At 60.5% G+C, this 17,267-nt stretch carries 10 protein-coding genes; 3 read left to right on the plus strand and 7 right to left on the minus strand.

Annotated elements, in window-relative coordinates; genetic code table 11:
- Positions 1-165: 165 nt before the first annotated feature.
- On the plus strand, positions 166-2,292 hold the full coding sequence (locus FHK95_RS14140; protein WP_150305277.1) for a putative bifunctional diguanylate cyclase/phosphodiesterase: 2,127 nt from the start codon (positions 166-168) through the stop codon (positions 2,290-2,292).
- On the opposite strand, the gene FHK95_RS14145 is transcribed toward FHK95_RS14140, so the two are convergent.
- The 6 genes from FHK95_RS14145 to FHK95_RS14170 form a co-directional block, all read right to left on the minus strand.
- The gene (locus tag FHK95_RS14145; RefSeq protein ID WP_206668582.1) at positions 2,282-3,247 is read right to left on the minus strand and encodes a glycoside hydrolase family 113; all 966 of its coding nucleotides are present in this window, start codon (positions 3,245-3,247) and stop codon (positions 2,282-2,284) included. The genes FHK95_RS14140 and FHK95_RS14145 overlap by 11 nt on opposite strands.
- On the minus strand, positions 3,214-4,737 hold the full coding sequence (locus FHK95_RS14150; protein ID WP_150305278.1) for a hypothetical protein: 1,524 nt from the start codon (positions 4,735-4,737) through the stop codon (positions 3,214-3,216). Before FHK95_RS14150 ends, FHK95_RS14145 begins: the two co-directional genes overlap by 34 nt.
- On the minus strand, positions 4,685-6,589 hold the full coding sequence (locus tag FHK95_RS14155) for a glycosyltransferase family 2 protein (RefSeq protein ID WP_150305279.1): 1,905 nt from the start codon (positions 6,587-6,589) through the stop codon (positions 4,685-4,687). The genes FHK95_RS14150 and FHK95_RS14155 overlap by 53 nt, the downstream gene beginning before the upstream one ends.
- 2 nt (positions 6,590-6,591) lie before the next feature.
- A complete protein-coding gene (locus FHK95_RS14160) occupies positions 6,592-7,482 on the minus strand; it encodes a transporter (RefSeq protein ID WP_150305280.1) in 891 nt (296 codons plus the stop codon).
- On the minus strand, positions 7,479-9,362 hold the full coding sequence (locus tag FHK95_RS14165) for a cellulose biosynthesis cyclic di-GMP-binding regulatory protein BcsB (RefSeq protein ID WP_150305281.1): 1,884 nt from the start codon (positions 9,360-9,362) through the stop codon (positions 7,479-7,481). The genes FHK95_RS14160 and FHK95_RS14165 overlap by 4 nt, the downstream gene beginning before the upstream one ends.
- A gap of 299 nt (positions 9,363-9,661) precedes the next feature.
- On the minus strand, positions 9,662-10,504 hold the full coding sequence (locus FHK95_RS14170) for an acyl-CoA thioesterase family protein (RefSeq protein WP_150305282.1): 843 nt from the start codon (positions 10,502-10,504) through the stop codon (positions 9,662-9,664).
- A gap of 218 nt (positions 10,505-10,722) precedes the next feature.
- Between FHK95_RS14170 and FHK95_RS14175 the strand changes: the two genes are divergently transcribed.
- Positions 10,723-13,179, plus strand: coding sequence for a mechanosensitive ion channel family protein (locus FHK95_RS14175; RefSeq protein WP_150305283.1), 2,457 nt, complete (start codon positions 10,723-10,725; stop codon positions 13,177-13,179).
- A gap of 197 nt (positions 13,180-13,376) precedes the next feature.
- On the opposite strand, the gene FHK95_RS14180 is transcribed toward FHK95_RS14175, so the two are convergent.
- Positions 13,377-14,273, minus strand: a complete 897-nt coding sequence (locus FHK95_RS14180) for an alpha/beta fold hydrolase (RefSeq protein ID WP_150305284.1) — start codon at positions 14,271-14,273, stop codon at positions 13,377-13,379.
- Between the two features lie 94 nt (positions 14,274-14,367).
- Between FHK95_RS14180 and ligD the strand changes: the two genes are divergently transcribed.
- Positions 14,368-16,992: a DNA ligase D gene (gene ligD, locus FHK95_RS14185; protein ID WP_150305285.1), complete on the plus strand. Its 2,625-nt coding sequence runs from the start codon at positions 14,368-14,370 to the stop codon at positions 16,990-16,992.
- The last annotated feature ends 275 nt before the right edge of the window (positions 16,993-17,267 follow it).

The raw sequence follows: 17,267 nt of genomic DNA on the forward strand, positions 1-17,267 counted from the left end.
TGAAAAGACACCGCTACTGCGCCGGGTTCATCCCGCAAGAGGGTGCTTTCCACGGGCCTGACGTAGCGCAGGCGCACTACACCTCTAAGATGGCAACTCCGAGTGTCATGTAATTGCAATTGGCCACTGCTTTAATGCTCGACTTGTCATCACTAGGGGCGATACGTGTCGGCTATCAAAGATCTGTCGCGCTTGCTCAAACAAGCCGACACCCTTCATCCCGAGATGAAGATAAGCGAGGTTGCAGAACGCATACTGGTTCTGAGTAACCAGCGGTTTCTCTCCCTTGCGGTTGTCGACGGTGCTAATCGCCCGCTCGGTACTGTGAGTCGTTATCGGCTGCAGGATATTTTCTTGCAGCGTTACGGCAGGGAGCTCTGGGGTCGCAGACCAGTGATTGATGTCATGAACAGCTCGCCGCTGTTGATTCCCTTGTCTATGACCATCGAGGAGGCTGCAGGCTCCGTGACCACCCACGTTCAATATCCCGTTACTGAAGATTTCATTTTTGTCGACGAACAGGGTGCGTATCAGGGGCTGGGCATAGTGCTGGACCTGCTGGACGCCATGTCGAAGGATCTGAGCAGGAATCGCCGAGCCCTGCTTCGCGCCCAGCAGATCGCGGGGCTGGCCAGTTGGGAATGGAACGCGCAGGACGACAGCTTGCTATGGTCACACCAGCTCAACCGCATCCTGGAGGTCAAGCACGCGCTAAGCGAAGCGCCCCTGGCTAGCCTGGTGAAAGTCTTCGATCCAGATTCCCAGGCGCGGTTGAGGACCTTTTTCAGCGCGGATTATGCAGATGTCCCGCAAACCCTGGAGCTGCGAACGAACGGCGTGGGGAGCGAGAAACGACTGATTGAATTTCAGGGCGAGCATTTCCAGGACCCCGAGACCCGAGATCATCGCGCAGTCGGCACCATTCGCGATATTACCGAGCGGCGATTGACTGAGGAGCGACTGGCCTATCTGGCCAACTACGATTATCTGACCAAACTGCCGAACCGCTATCTGTTTCAGGACCGTCTGCAACATGCGATCAGCCATGCCAATCGTAGCGGGCACTCGGTGGCTCTGCTGTTTCTGGATCTGGATCGCTTCAAGTGGATCAACGATGCCCTGGGCCATGCCGCCGGGGATGATCTGCTGGTTCAGGTAGCGCAACGGTTAACCAGCCTGCTGCGCTCCTCGGATACAGTTGCGCGGCTGGGGGGTGATGAATTCACCATCATTCTTGAAGACATCAAGTCTACTCACCAGATAATTCACGTCGTAGAACAGTTGCTCAAGGTCTTTGATGACAAGTTCAGCCTCGCTGTCCGGGATGTTTCGGTCTCGACCAGCGTTGGTATCGCCTTGTATCCAGGCGACGCCCAGGATGTTGATACGCTGCTCAAGAGTGCCGATGCCGCCATGTATCGAGCCAAGGAACATGGCCGCAATGGCTATTGTTTTTACACGGAAGAGCTCAATCGTCAGGCTGATCGACGCTTCCAGCTGGAACATGGTCTGCGCAGGGCGCTGGAGTTCGGCGAATTCGAGCTGTATTTCCAGCCTCAGCTGCATACCGAATCCGGAACGCTGAGTAGCGCCGAAGCACTGCTGCGCTGGTTTCCGCAGGGTGAAGAGGTCAGTCCAGTTGAGTTCGTTCCGCTGCTTGAAGATCTACGTCTGATCGTCCCCGTTGGCCGCTGGGTGCTCGAGCAGGCTTGTGCTGCGGCCGCTATCTGGCAAGTCAATGGCTTGCCCGGGGTGCGCGTGGCTGTGAATTTATCGGTTCACCAGTTGCGTCAGACCGATTTCGTGGCAACGGTGAAGGAAACCTTGTCGGTGACCGGGCTGGCACCCGATCTACTGGAAATAGAAGTGACTGAAAGCGTGCTGCTCGATGATCGCGGCAGCGCCGAGGCGCTGCTTGAACTGAACGACCTCGGTGTTCGGGTGGCCATTGATGACTTCGGCACCGGTTACTCGTCCCTGGCCTACCTGAAGCGTTTCGACGTCGACATACTGAAGCTGGATCGAACCTTTGTCAGCGATCTGACCCTTGATGAGGACGATGACGCTATTGCTTCAGCGGTGATCGGACTTGCGCATACCTTGGGTATCACCGTTACGGCCGAAGGAGTGGAGACAGCCTCCCAGGAGAACTTTCTCCGGGAGCGACGTTGCGATCATATTCAAGGTTTCCTGATCAGCCGGCCAGTGCCGCAGGACGCATTTCTGCGCTGGGCTGCCACCGTGGCGAAGCTGGTTGACAAGCCAGCGTGTTCTGAGCCGGTCACCGCTTGAATATCTCCTGCGCGGGTTTGTTCTGGATGGTGAAGTCGGTGTCGTTGACGCCACCGGCGTTCGGGTCGGTGTACCAGGCCCAGATGGCCAGGCCGTCAATCTTGCCGGTCTGGTCCAGGGCGTCGCGCCAGCTGGTCAGTACCTCATTCTGCAGGCCGAGGTTGACCGGCAACTCCCGTTCTTCGGGACTCTCCCAGGGCGCTGACAGGCTGCCGGTGGCAGATCGCAGACCCAGTTCGGCGACCCAGACCCGGCGTTGTGCGCGCTGGCCCAGCGAATGCAGACGGTCAGAGATTTCGCGCATTTCGTCGTCGCGGGTTTCCTCATCGGTCGGCAGCTCCGCGTAAAGGCTGGTTGCTACCACGTCAAACAGCGTCCAGTAACGGAACTCCTCGGCGCTTTCCAGGCTGTGCGTCACGTAGACGATGGGGCCGGAATACACCTTGCGCACCGCTGTGACTACCGGTTGCCAGTACCCGGAGTTTTGCAGGTGGCGCAGCTCGCTGCCGACGACCAGCGCTTCAGCGCCTTCATCCTCGGCGACCTTGGCCAGCTTCAGCAACCCGTCCCGATAGGCGTTGAACCAGGCCAAGCGATCCGTTGGGTCAGCTTCGCCAGCCCAGCTCTCGGGAATCCACAAGTGGACCTTGAGAATCGGAGCCAGCCCGGCTTCGCGCATTTGCTGCAACCCTGCCGCAACCAGTTCCGGGCTGCTGTCGCCGCCGATCACTGGATCATTGGAATCGGTCTTCGCTTGCCACATGAAGGCGACCAGCAGGGCCTTCTCTGCTCCGCTGGCGGCCAGGCGTTCCATTGATTCCTGCGCTGCATCGCTGCCCCACGGGGCATTATCGGATAATTTTACGTTGGCGCCCATCCACATGTCGGTCTCCTGCGCGAAACCCAATGCGGGGAGCAACATCAACGCAAGCGCGATAAATCTTCTTTTTGCCATACCCGCCATGCCCCTCGTTCATACGCTAGTTGATATCCCGGGCGGCCGTTGGCCCATATCCCGGGGAAATGTAAATTGGTTGCATCTTCCATCGCCTGCTGACTGCCCGGCTCGGCGACGACGATTTGCGGCGGCATACGGCTCGGCGTTGCCATCGCCATCTTGTAGCGATCGCTGAAGGGTAGTATCAAATTGCGACCATTGCCGCGCGCTGCGATCACCGCGTAACCGGTCTGATCGTCGATGAGCGTCGGTAGAGAAGAGTCCGCCAGCCATACGCCGACCAGCGCTTCGTCAGTGATAGGGGCGGGCACCCGCTCACGCAATGCCTGGCTCCAGGGCTGCATCTCTGGTGATGGCATCTGTTGCATGACCAGCCAGCCAAGGGGCAGGCCTGCCAGCAGCAAAGCCGTGACGACCATTCTCTGGTGGTGCATTTCGCGCAGGGCCAGCGCTGCGGCGGCGAGCAACAGCGCGAGAAATTCCACCGGCTCGGAGGTGTACCATACCAGTGTCGCCATGGCGCCAGCGCAGATGGCCACACCGGCGGTGACCAGTGGGCCGATCCAGGCGCGCGCGCGCACATTCCAGGGGGCCAGCAACAGCGAAGGAAAGGCCATCGCCCCTGCTGCGGTGAGCCAGATCAGCGGCACCCACCATTGGCCACCAAATTCGAGCAGCCACGGCAGATAAGGGGTTGATTCGAACCCGCCACGGAATGCCGAGCCGGTCTGTTTGAGAAAGATCAGCGCGTCGCTGAAAAACAGCCAGTTGAGATACACCCAGCCCAGCACCGCGAATACAAAGGGCACATAGCAGACCAGGTAGAAAGCCAAGGGTGCGCGCTTCAACAACGAAGGCGGGGCGATCAGCACCAGCCAGGGGGCCAGGGCCACCGCAATGAACATGGCGCGGGTATCGACAAAGAACAACAGGCACAGCCAGCCGGCAAACCGCAGATAGCTGAACACTTCAGGATCATTGCGAAAGCGCCGCAGGGAACGGCTGAGCCCGTAAAAGCACAACAGCCCGAGGACCAGATCCTGACCGGACAGCGCGGTCCAGAGAAAGAACGGGTGTGCCGCCAGCAGCACTGTCCACAGCGTCGCCAGCAACAGACCATGGGCTTTGTGAAGATCGCGCCAGACCAGGGTGACAAACAACGACGCCAGCACGATATCGATCAGATAGGGCACGCGGGCCAGGGTGATACCGGGAATGCTGCTCAGCAGCAGGGTCAGATAGGGCGATACCTGCGGCGATAGAAAGCCGACATCCTCGATATACAGCTTCGAGGCGTCACGCATGATCAGCACCCGGGCGTAGCGGGCCAGTGCCTCGCTGCCCTGGAAACCATTATCCAGCAGGTGCGCGCAGAGCGCCGCCAGCGCCAGCAAGGCGAGCAGAAAGACCAGCAGGCCGCTCGGAAGTGCCGCGTTACTTCTCCAGTGCGGCCTTGCGTTCGGCAGCCATGTACTTACTGATGCCATGGGTAGTCTTTTCCCAGTAGAAGGGTTTGCGAATGAGCTGCCAGAGGCCCTTGTAGGCGGCGATCGATTGCAGCAACCAGTACGCCGGAACGGTCAGCGCATAGGGGGTTAGCCGGAAATAGTCATGTTTGAAACCCGCCACCAGCGTCATGTAGATGAAAAAGCCGTTGCCCAACAGCAGGTTCAATACGCTGAGATAGAGCAGCACCGGCGGAAAGGCGACGTCGAACAGGCGAATCCCGGCGAACAGCCAGACAAAGTAGATCGCCCACAACAAGGGCGCCGCCAGCGCGGTGAGAAAGTTACCGCCGATGAAGAACTGGAAGCCCCAGAAACCGCGAAACCCGGTGGATTTGTAGAGGTGTACCGGATCACGCATGTGCACCAGCCAGGTCTGCATGTAGCCCTTGAACCAGCGTGAGCGCTGGCGGATCCAGTTGGGTACGCTGACGTTGGCCTCTTCATAGGTGGTCGAGTTGACCACGCTGACCCGATACCCGCGCTGGGTCATGCGCACCCCGAGATCGGCATCCTCGGTAACGTTGTAGGGATCCCAGGCGTTCACGCCGCGCAACACTTCCAGGCGAAAGTGGTTGGAGGTGCCGCCCAGTGGAATAGGGATGCGCAGATGCTCCAGCGCCGGCAGATAGAAGTCGAACCAGAGCGTGTACTCCAGTGCGAACATGCGGGTCAGCCAGTTCTCGTGCGCATTGTAATAATTCAGTCGCGCCTGGATGCAGGCGACGTTCGGGTCCGCCTTGCGGAACGCCAGCACGGCGCGTTTCAACTGGTCGGGATCGGGCTTGTCTTCGGCATCGTAAATGGTGATCAGCTCGCCGCGGGCAAACTGCAGCGCGTAATTGCAGGCCTTGGGCTTGGTCTTGGGGTGTGACGGCGGTACGCGGATGATCTCGAAAATCGCTTCCAGCCCCAGGTCCTTGGCCGCATCGATGGTGTCGTTGTCGTCTTCCTCCAGCACCAGCTTGATGTCCAGTTTGGAGGTGGGATAGTCCAGGTTGCGCAGCGCGCTGGTGATGATCGGCAGCACCTCCGGTTCCTTGTACATCGGCACCAGCACTGTATAAACCGGCAGATCATCCTCGGGCAGTTCCGCCACCTCCTCGTCGGTGATCTTGATATCAATATTTCGCTTGGCACCGAACCATACCAGCATGAAGCGCAAGCCAAAGGTGCTCAGGAAGGCCACGGTGATCAGCGCATTGAGGGCGATGATGGTGTTGATCGGGAAGAAGGCCAGGCCCAGCAAGGTCACGCTCAGCAGCAGATAAAGCACCAGCAGTTGCGGCTGGGTGATGACCTGGCGCGCGGAATGCTCAGGTGTGCGCTCGGCCAGCAGGTTCCGCGCATCACTGGTCAGCTGGTGCTCGGCGCCCTGTTGCAGGCTCCAGAGGATGTCGAATTTCGAGGTGCCGACGAACAGCACATCCTCGCCAAAGGTTTTGCGTGCCCATTCAAATACTTCAGGCGTCGGATCGGCCACCGCTATTACAAGATGGCCATATTGGCGGCGCCACGGCATGGCCAGTCGCTGCGCAAATTCAGGGAATAACGCGCGGTCCACGGTTACTTCCACGGGTTTTTCCAGCAGATTCACAAAGCTCAGACCAAACTGCGCGGACAGCAAACGATAGAACGAGAATGCGCTCACCCAGCGGTGCGCGAGCACGATATCGCCCAGCCGCGAGTTCCAGCGTTTCTGAAGACGCAGCGCTGTCTCCAGCTGCTCGGGCTGCAGCAGGCCGGCGTCCAGCATGCTTTGCCCGATCGGCGTATGCAGCGCGCCGGAATCCGGCACGCGTCCGACGGCAAAAGCGTTACTGCCAGAAACCATCTTTAGAATCTCCACCATGCAGCGACAAAGGGCCCGCCTGCGGCGCCGGTGTTACGGCCGTCTACCGGCTGCATATACCCTGCCTGCAACTGCATGCCATCGGACAATGAGTAGAGGCCAGACAGCGACAGCTTGGTCAGGTCGTAGTCGGTGCTGTTGATGTAGACGAGGTCTTCATTGGCCCCCGGCTCCGGTTCGTTATTACCACTGTCGTTGCCCAGGCCTTCAATATGATTGAACTCGCCGATGATCATGAGCTTCGGTGTCAGTGCCAGACCAACGGTCGCATCGGCGCGGATTTCATCTGCCGGATTACCGGTGCGCTTGCGCCCGGCGATGCCGGCGTCGATATAGCCGGAACGCTCACCGAGCATGAAGCCTCGGCCAACGCTGTAGCGCAGCTCGAAGTGATAGCCGCCTTCGCCCAGCGCTACGTCAGCATTTTCGCTGTAGGTAGGCACGCTGACGAGGGCCTGAAGGGAGCCGACCCAGTCCTCACTGAAACCCGGATTCAGGCGATAGCGGACGCCGAATTCCTGGTCGCCGAAGCCCCGTGTGGTGTCGTCAAAGTCGGCGGGCAGGTTGTTGCTGCGAAAGCGCACTTCATTAAAGTAGAAGTTGCCGACCAGCGTCAGGTCCGGCGTCAGGCCATGCTCAATATAGAGGTTGATCTGGTCCTGGCGACTGCGGCCATCGAAGTCGAAATGCGTGTGGTCGCCACTGCTGTCGAACACGTCGGTATCGTCAGTATGGCTAAGCTTGAGGATCGCTAGCGTCTTGCCTTCTTCCTGTACCCAGGCGTTTGCCAGCACCGGCGTGGTAACCGGCAGCGACAACAGCGAGGCGGCGACAACTCTGCACAGGGCAGGTCTGAGAAAGGGGAGGGTCTTCATGATTTTTTCCTTATTCTTCGGGAGACCACAATGGTCACCAGAGTCAATACCACCCAGCCAATGACGAACAGCCAACCGCGATAGCGCGCGACACGTTCCCACCAGGTCGAGTAGTCCGGATATTCCACCTTCATCAGGGCATAGTCTCTGGTATCCAGCGATACCAGCACGCCCCGTTCATCACCAAACACCAGGTCGCCGGTACTTTGTTCCAGCCCTGGCGGCACCCTTGGCAATCCGTCGTCCAGCGCGCGCAACCAGATGCCCCGTTGGGAGCCACTGCGCAGCAGGCTGGCGAAACTGGTGCCCGGCAACTCGCCGGAATCCAGCAGAATTTTGCCTTCATTGTCGCGTACCCGCACGCGGCCCTGATCGACGGCAATGGAGGCATCGAAACCCTCCGGCGGCTGTGAGCCCAGCCAGATGAACGGACGATCGCCGCCGGGGGCCATCGAGGTGCTGACAAACTCTGCCATGCGCGGGTCCAGCTCCAGGCTGCGGCCCAGGGACGCCAGCACGCTGACCCATTCGTGAGGCCGGCCCAGTGCATCGGGCGGCAAGTGCACGAAGTAACGGTCGGCCAGCTCATACCCGAAGGCCGCTACACTCTGTGACTGGCCGCCGGCGGGTCTGGTTTCCACCGCAGAGGAATCAAGCAGCTGTGCGTAACCCGAGGGCGGTGCGGCGGTGCACTCGGCGCCTGGGCGGATCAGCAAGACGCGAATTGGCTCGGAGGCGGCCGGATTGACCTCGTTCAAGCTGACCCGCACCGTCTGCGGGCCACCATCGGTCGACAGGGCCTGCACGGCGCGCAACATATTGTCCTGCATCACATACAGCGTCAGCGGTTGCTCGGCGGAGCTGGGCGGCACGATCAGATTAAGGTCCAGCGCGGTTGGCCGGCGACCGGCCGGCAGTGCTTTGGTATCTATGGCCCATTCGGCGCGGTCAGCAAAGGGGCGCGCATCACTGTCCACGCCAAGTTGCCAGACCGGGACCGATTTGCCGCTGGCGGTCGGTGCTGGTGAGCTGATGCTTTCAGGATAGCCGGAGCTGGTCAGCAGCGCGCCCCAGGGATCGGCAAGGGCATCAATGAAGAAAGGTTCGGTTACCGCGAGCACGCGTGCAGTGGGCTGCTGCGGGTCGGGCGCTACGACGTCGATGTTGTGACCGGCGGAGAGTCGCACGCCGGTTTGTGCGAGTTCTCTACGCGTGGCGATAACAATGTCGGCGCCATCATCCAGTCCGGTGTGCTCGACATCATGGCCGCGTTCCTGCAACTCGTGGGTCAACAGCCAGGCGGCGCGCAGAGCTTCCGGATCGGGCGCAGGCTGGGAAATGGCAATGCGCACCTGATGCGGCAGGGTACTTATGTAGCCGCGCACACTCGGCGCCGGGCCCTGGTCAAGCTGGTAGGCCACGGCGGTTTCGGGTTCGATGGTCAGATAGGTCTGCTGCGCGCGTGGCGATGTGCAACGGTCCATGGGAACGCTGGATCTGGCGCGTACGCGAACCTGCAGATAGGGCAGGCGCAGATCTTCTTCCTGGAGCGGGACTGACAGTATTCGGGTTCTGGCTGAGGCTTCCCCCTCGTCGGCGGGCAAGAGATTGCCATCCTCCCTGAGGGCCATGTCGGCCACGCCGATATTTTCCCGCGGCGTGCCGTTCAGCAACACCTGCAAAGAAGCATCCGGACCTAGCCAGTCAGCGGGGGAGTAGTGGAGCTCGAGCCTGGGCTCGCTAACCTGCGCGTCAAGGGGCATGGGCAGTTTGAAGGCAACGCTGCCTTCGGCAGTGATTTGTTGCAGACCCTGATAGTGCCCCAGCGACCCCAGCGTGCGGGTTATATATTGCGCAGCGGGTGCCTCACTGACAGGCAAATCGTCGGGCTGGTTTTCTGGTGATTGTTGAGCATGAGTCGGAACCGACAAAAAAAACACGCAACATAATAGCCAATTCGGCATCCAGCCGAGCGTCGGTCTCATTGTTAGCTTGCCCTCACAGGAAGCCCGTCCAATGGGCAGACATTCAGGAATACAGTGGCAACATGCTTGCTGCCACAATAGGAAAATAGTCGGGATTTAGTGACCTGTACAACGATTGCCAGCAATCTGATGACAGCGCGGGCACTTGGTTCCGTTCAACTGTCAACTAATCGAAATGAGATCCACGTCACAGCTCAGAGCATCATGTTTTCCAGCTGCTGGCGTATTGCCGGGGTAATAGGCACCGGGCGGTTGGATGCGATATCGATGACGACCATCACGCTGTTGGCGGCTGCCTGAATACCGAGCTGGTTGGCCGCATAGCCGGTGAACACGAAGGAGCTGTTGCCGATGCGATTGATGGCAGCCGCAAGGTTCATGGTGGCGATGTCGGGCCGGTAGTGCTCGAAGATGATATCCACGGACGCGACCAGCACCCCCAGGCCGCCGAAATCCAGTTGCCTGACGCCGTTATAACGGGCCTGTTCCATATATTGGGCCAGGGCCGCTTCGCTGCGCTGGGTATCGACATCCAGATCGCCGTAGCGGGGCGTCAGTTGGCAGGTCACCGGAAATGCCGCAGCGTGCTGCAGAAAGTCGTGGTGGTTTGCGGCTGGCATGGGCTCGGGCTCACCCAGAACTCTGGTCTGCAACACCTGGCGTACAGCCGTCGGCAACGCGACCCGTTCATGCTGGCTGAAAGCGCCAATCAGGCAATCCTGGCTGCCGACATGATCGCCATTCTGAAACAGCTCGCTGCGCACCCGATAGCTGCCGGCATCGCACGCCAATACCTGCACGCGGGCCTGCACATCGCTGCCGTACCAGGTGACCAGGCGGTAATTGGTTATGCTGCGCAGCGGCCGCAGGCGCACATCATCGGAAAACCAGGCATCGGCGCCGAACTGCGCAAGATGGGCGCGCAGCCGCGCCTCCTGATGCAGCTGGTAGACTCGGGAATTGTTGACGTGACGCCAGGTGTCCAGGTCGGTAAAACGGGGTGAAAGTGAACATTCGAAGACGCTGTCAGTAGTCATGGGCTAGGTGATTCCTTGAGTGCAGCGCGAAAGCATGAAGTCATCACCCATTCAGGGCAAGCAGCACAGCCCCGTATAGACGGCCCGTATATCAGGTTATGAACGCGAAGGCCCGGCAAGGCTCCAATACAGCAATGCCGTTTGGTCTGTCGATGCCACCAATCAGGGTTCAGGGCGCAGACGGCGGTTGTCTATGTGCGAAAAGTCGGCAGGAGCTTATGGTTAGAACGATGCGTAACGGATTATGTGTGCTGATGTTGGCGCTGCTGGCGAACGCTGGTTGGGCTCAGTCGGAGGATGGCGGCGGGATAACCGCCTCCGAGGCGCGTCATGCACTGGATACGCTGCAGGACGAAACGCGGCGCGAGGAGGTGGTGCGTACGCTGGAGAGCATAGCCGCCGGTGCTGAGGCGGCCACCGGTGAAGACGATGCAGAGGCTGAGACGGCGGACGAAGAGTCGCCGATCGCCAATATCGTGCCGCTGGAAGAAGGTGGCCTGATCGCCCGGACGCTCGAGCAGGTGGGGCAATGGGCCGATAGCCTGACCGAGCAGCTAGCGCGCCTGGGCAACGCCATTACCGAACTCCCTGCCTGGTTCGAGGCGACCTTCGTCAGCGAGGTCGGCCGGACCCTGTTGTTACAGGCGCTGACCGATCTGGCCATCGTCTTCGGCATTGGGCTATGCCTCGAATGGTTGCTGCGCCGGCTGCTGCGCAGGGGCGCGCAACGACTCATCGATTCTGCCGATGAAGCAGAGGCACGACCGCCCGCGGCGCGCAGGTCAGCCGCGCCGATCACTGATTCAGAGCGTGTGGACCAGGCGGTCGCCGGGCTGCGACCTATCCAGGACGGCACCGCGCTGGTGCAGGTACAACGCGACGGCGTGGAGCAGATCGAGTCGGTTTCCGTTGGGGTAGTCAATTCCGGTGCGGATCCGGCGCCACCGCTTGAGCCGTCACTGCAGCCAGACGGGTCAGGTGCCGCCGGCAAGACCAGTAAAGCCGAGCCGGAGCTCACTGCGCTGCGCCATTTACCGTTTGCCCTCGCCAGTTTCGTGCTGGATCTCCTGCCTCTGGGCCTGTTCTTCGGCATAGCTGCCTTGACTCTGCATTTTTTGCCGGGGCTCGACTCGCGCACGCATGAAGTGACCAGTGAATTCGTCATGGCTTACGTCATCACCCGCGTCACCATGGCAGTAGTGCGTTTGCTGGCTTCGCCCACACGCTTCAGCCTGCGGATTGCCCGCCTCAGCGATGGCGCGTCGCAGCTTTTGCACCGCTGGGCGCGGGGACTGGTGATCCTGGCCACCTTTGGCGTCGCCATTGCCAACGCCGTGGACATTCTCGGGACCGGCCCGTCTGCGCGGCTGTTGATTATCAAAAGTGTTTCTCTGCTGGCGCACATAGCGGTGGTGATTCTGGTGTTCCGGATTCGCCATCTTGTTGGCGGGCTGGTCGCCGGGCCTGCGGACCGGCTTGGTACCTGGGCCATCCTGCGGCGCTGGCTGGCGCGGATCTGGCCCTATCTGGCGAGTGTGTTGGTCATGGGCTCCTGGCTGATCCGGACGATGCATATCGAGGACGGCTTTCCCCGATTGATCGAATTTGTCGGCGTATCAGGCGCGATCATCGTGCTCGGGCGATTGATCGCAGTTCTTGCTCTGGGCGGGCTGGGCCGACTGGTTGACAGCGATGAGGTCGACGCGGAGCAGGCCTCCGGGCTGCGCCACCGTTTGGCCGAGGATTACTACCCGCTGCTGCGCTCGTTGCTGGTGATGGTCATCGTGGCCGGGACACTGCTGGCACTGCTGCAAGCCTGGGGTTTGAACGCGATCGCCTGGTTTGCACCGGGCACCATTGGCGGCAGCCTTGCCTCCGCCGCGCTGACCATTCTGGTGGCAGTGACGCTCGCCATTATTGTCTGGCAGGCGACTAATGCGGCCGTCGACAGGCGCATCCACCTGTGGCGGCAGCAGGGCGATACGGTGCGGGCCGCGCGCTTGCGCACCTTATTGCCGATGCTGCGCTCTGGGCTGATGATCCTCATCGTGCTGGTGGTCGGGTTCACAGCGCTTAGTCAAATCGGTATCAACACCACGCCGCTGCTCGCAGGCGCGAGCATCATCGGCGTGGCCGTCGGCTTTGGCTCGCAGAAACTGGTCCAGGACTTTATCACCGGGATTTTCCTGCTGATGGAAAACGCCATGCAGGTCGGCGACTGGGTCACGGTCGCAGGCGTGTCGGGCACGGTGGAAAACCTCTCGATCCGCACGGTGCGCCTGCGTGCCGGTGATGGTTCGCTGCATATCGTGCCCTTCAGTTCAGTCTCAACGGTGAACAACACCACCCGTGGCCTGGGCAATGCCGCTATGCGCATCAGCGTTCGCTACGACACCGACATCAATCAGGCGCTTGCCGAACTCAAGGCGATTGGTGCGGCGCTAAGGAAGGATCCGGCGTTCGAGAAGCTGATCATTGCCGATCTGGAAGTCTGGGGTGTCGATGCGGTGGACGGCGCGATGGTGACTCTGGCCGGACAAATGCGCTGCGTGGACAAGGGCCGTTGGGGCGTACAGCGCGAAATGAACCGGCGCATTCTGGAGCGCTTCCGCGAGCTGGGCATTCATGTGGCTGATCCGCGTGAGCGGTTGGTGGGGGCTATCAAGACGCGGTGAGGGATCGCCCCGAGTCGGGCCTCCCACATTGAACTGCGTAGCCTGGAAAGAGGGGGTGTCTCAAACCGACCACGGTGTGCTCTGAACAGAGAGTGCAGTCCGATGGAGGGTCGAGTTCCATCTCGACCAGCGGTATAGCCGGCGAGGACCATGGCCGGGATGGAACCCGGCCCTCCACAGAGCGCACACCCATGGAGTCATACATTCCGCTGCCCCAGGAACTCCCTCAGACACTCCATAAATGCCGCAGGCCGATGATGGTGCACATTATGCCCGGCGCCCTTGATGCTGATGATGCTGGCATTACGGAAGTGCCGAAAGCGTCCATCCTGTTCTGGATTCGATGCCCAGCTTTCCTCGCCGTATATCAATAGCACCGGGCAGTTGATGGCCTGCCAGAGATCATTGGCTTCAGGCGATGCGACATCGGCTGCGCCTCCGCCGCGAATCCTGGCGTCGTACTTCCAGCGCAGTTGACCGTCTTCAGCTGGCGTGAGCCCGTGGCTACAGATGTGCAGCGCTGTGGCGCGCTCGACGTGGGGATCGTGGCTCATCAGCCGGTCAGCTGCGGCCTCGATGCTGGCGTAGCGGCTGGTTTTTCGCGTATCCATTTTCCGAACCTTTTCTACCCAGGCGCGCAGCTGGCCGTGGCGCGGGGTCAGATCCCGCTCGGCGCGTACCTTGGGCGATGATCCCAGCCCTTCAATCACGCAGAGCCGCTCGACCAGCTCCGGGAAGGCTGCGGTGTAATGAATGGCGATGTTGCCACCCAGGGAGTGTGCGACCAGCGTGGTCGGCGGATTTCCCAGTTCCTCCATGAGCGCAGCAATGTCCGGCAGGTAATCCGGGATGGAGTAGGCGCACCCGCTGCTCCAGTCGCTGTCGCCATGCCCGCGCAGATCCGGAGCCACGACGTGCCAGTGCTCGCGCAGCTGCTGCGCGACCTGATCCCAGACGTGCGCATGTTCCAGCCCACCATGCAAAAGGACCAGCAACGGGGCATCGGAGTTGCCCCAATCCAGATAATGCAGACGCAAGCCGCGTGAGGAATAAAACCGGCTTACGGGGAAATCGGAGCTGTTCGGATCGGGCATTCTCAGGGTTCCAGGTTGGGGCAGCCGGGGTCGCTACTGAACCTTCCAGACCGGCGCTGTTCTTTATTGGAAAGAGCGAAGCAAAGGTGTATTCATGACCGAGGCACTCGAGGAATACAACCGCAAACGGGATTTTGCTGCAACGCCCGAGCCCTCCGGTGCGCGTAAATCGAAGCGGCAGGGCAAGCGTGGCAAGGCCAAACAGGCGCTGCAGTTCTGCATCCAGAAGCACGACGCGACCCGCCTGCATTACGACTTCCGCCTGGAGCTGGACGGTACGCTGAAAAGCTGGGCCGTGCCTAAGGGGCCAAGCCTGGACCCGACATCGCGCCGTCTGGCCGTGCATGTTGAGGATCACCCGCTGGACTACGCCACCTTCGAAGGCAGCATTCCCCAGGGACACTACGGCGCCGGTGATGTGATTGTCTGGGATCGCGGCGTGTGGATTCCCGAGGGCGATCCACGCGAGGGTTATGAGAAGGGCAAACTCAAGTTTGAGCTGCAGGGCGAGAAGCTTGCCGGCAGCTGGAATCTGGTGCGTACCAACATGGATGGCAAGAAGGAACAGTGGTTCCTGATCAAATCCAGGGATGCGGCGGCGCGCCCAGCAGCCGAGTACGACATTGCTGAAGATCAGCCTCACAGCGTGCTCAGTGACCGCACCATTGTCCCAAAAACTGTCCCGAAAAATGCGCCAAAAAAACGCGGCGGCAAGGCTGCGGAGCCTCGGCCGGTGGAAAAGCAGCCAGCCAGGACAGCGCGCACGCAGTCGTCGGCCCAGCTTGACGGGGCGAAAAAGACAGCACTGCCCGACACGCTGAAGCCCGAGCTGGCTACTCTGGTTGACAGCGTGCCGGAGGGCGACTGGCGCTATGAACTCAAATTCGATGGTTACCGCATCATGGCGCGTATCGCCGACGGCGACGTGCGCCTGTTCACCCGCAATGGCCACGACTGGACGCGCAAGATGCCGCGTCAGGCCGAGGCTTTGGCTGCACTCGGGCTGGAATCGGCCTGGCTGGACGGCGAAGTCATTGTTGCCAATGAGGAGGGCCTGCCGGATTTCCAGGCCCTGCAGAATGCGTTCGAGACCAACAAGAGCGGCGCCATCGTCTATTACCTGTTCGACATGCCCTATCTCAACGGTATGGATCTGCGCAAGGTACCGCTTGAAGAGCGCCGCGCGGCATTGGCTCAGGTGCTGGAGCGCAGTGAAGATGACATGCTGCGATTTTCTGAAGACTTCGAGGAATCGCCCGAGGCGATGCTCAATAGCGCCTGCCAGATGAAGATGGAGGGGCTGATCGGTAAGCGTACCGGCAGCCATTATGTGTCGCGACGCAGCAACGACTGGATCAAGCTCAAATGCAGTCATCGTCAGGAGTTCGTGATTGTCGGTTTCACCGATCCCAAGGGCAGCCGCAGTGCCTTTGGTGCGTTGCTCCTCGGCTTGCATGACGAAGACAGCGGTGAGCTGCGTTACGCCGGTAAGGTGGGTACCGGTTTCAATGAAGCAACCCTGCGCCGGGTGCACGAAGCACTCAAACCGCTGGAAGTGAAGAAAACGGCAGTGGTGAACCCGCCAACCGGCGCCGATGCCCGCGGTGTGCATTGGCTGAAACCACAACTGCTGGCCGAAGTCGCCTACGCTGAAATGACCAAGGACGGCAGTGTGCGGCATGCGGTGTTCCACGGGCTGCGCAGCGACAAGCCGGCCGAGGACATCACCCGCGAACTGCCGGCTAAGGCGGAGAAGAGCGCGGCGGACAAGCCCGGCCCCAAGGCAAAGGCCGGAACCAGGGAAAAGCCGGCGCCGGCTAAAAGCGGCAAATCCTCGGCCAGCGGCAAATTCCGCATTACCCATCCCAAGCGCGTGATTGATGCGTCGAGCGGCACAACCAAGGGACAGCTGGCTGAGTACTACGCCCGCACGGCGGACTGGATTCTGCCGCAGCTGGCCAATCGGCCTGTGGCGCTGGTGCGCGCGCCGGACGGCTTGTCCGGCGAGCTGTTTTTCCAGAAAAATCCGGACCGGTTGTCGATCCCTGACCTGCAAACCATGGACAAGGAATATTCCGGGCAACCGGTGATGATGATCAACAGCGTGGAAGCGCTGGTCGGGGCGGTGCAGATGAGCACCATCGAATTCCATACCTGGAATGCGACATCGGCCGATCTTGAACGGCCAGACCGCTTCATTCTCGACCTTGATCCCGATCCAGCGCTGCCCTGGAAAGCCATGATCGAGGCGACCCAACTCACGTTAACGGTACTCGATGAGTTGGGGCTGACGGCCTTCCTCAAAACCAGCGGTGGCAAGGGTATTCACCTGGTAGTGCCATTGAAGCCGAAGGACGATTGGGCGCAGGTCAAAGCCTTTAGCCATGCCATCGTCAAACATATGGCCAAGCTGCTGCCTGATCGGTTCTCGGCGGTATCCGGCCCGAAGAATCGCATCGGGCGAATCTTTATTGATTATCTGCGTAACAGTCAGGGCGCGACCACCATCTGCGCCTATGCCGCTCGCACGCGGGAAGGCATGCCAGTATCTGTACCGATCTACCGCGATGAACTCAGTGAGCTCAAGGGCGCCAACCTATGGACTATCCATAACCTGCACGAGCGGCTGGGCGAGCTGGATGCGGACCCCTGGGCGGACTATGCGAAGACGAAACAGACGATTACCGCTGACATGCGCAAGCGACTTGGGATCAAATAGATCGGGAGTTGAACTGGGCGTCACACAGTCAGTCTGATTGACAAGCGAACAGGTGGATAAGCCGTCCCGCGCGGCGTATTCCGTACCGGAACCCCAGTGTTAGCGTCCCGTATTCCGGAACCAGCGCGACAATATTAGTTGCTACAATCGCACCTCGCTGGAATCGTTGTTGGTTGATGTTCTTGAGTTCCCGATCCGTGTCGCCAGGATCGCCCGCCCAGTAATGACGCGCCCTGCGTATTTTTCTGAACCGCTGTAGTGAAGCTGGCATGTCG

Origin of the sequence: Pseudomonas saliphila, assembly GCF_008638345.1 — a bacterium.
Classification (GTDB): domain Bacteria; phylum Pseudomonadota; class Gammaproteobacteria; order Pseudomonadales; family Pseudomonadaceae; genus Halopseudomonas; species Halopseudomonas saliphila.

Bases quoted from the DNA above. Each gene is read 5' to 3' on its own strand.
- FHK95_RS14145 (WP_206668582.1), bottom strand. From the start codon at position 3,247: ATGGCAAAAAGAAGATTTATCGCGCTTGCGTTGATGTTGCTCCCCGCA.
- FHK95_RS14150 (WP_150305278.1), bottom strand. From the start codon at position 4,737: ATGGCATCAGTAAGTACATGGCTGCCGAACGCAAGGCCGCACTGGAGA.
- FHK95_RS14180 (WP_150305284.1), bottom strand. From the start codon at position 14,273: ATGCCCGATCCGAACAGCTCCGATTTCCCCGTAAGCCGGTTTTATTCC.
- FHK95_RS14160 (WP_150305280.1), bottom strand. From the start codon at position 7,482: ATGAAGACCCTCCCCTTTCTCAGACCTGCCCTGTGCAGAGTTGTCGCC.
- FHK95_RS14175 (WP_150305283.1), top strand. From the start codon at position 10,723: ATGGTTAGAACGATGCGTAACGGATTATGTGTGCTGATGTTGGCGCTG.
- FHK95_RS14170 (WP_150305282.1), bottom strand. From the start codon at position 10,504: ATGACTACTGACAGCGTCTTCGAATGTTCACTTTCACCCCGTTTTACC.
- FHK95_RS14155 (WP_150305279.1), bottom strand. From the start codon at position 6,589: ATGGTTTCTGGCAGTAACGCTTTTGCCGTCGGACGCGTGCCGGATTCC.
- ligD (WP_150305285.1), top strand. From the start codon at position 14,368: ATGACCGAGGCACTCGAGGAATACAACCGCAAACGGGATTTTGCTGCA.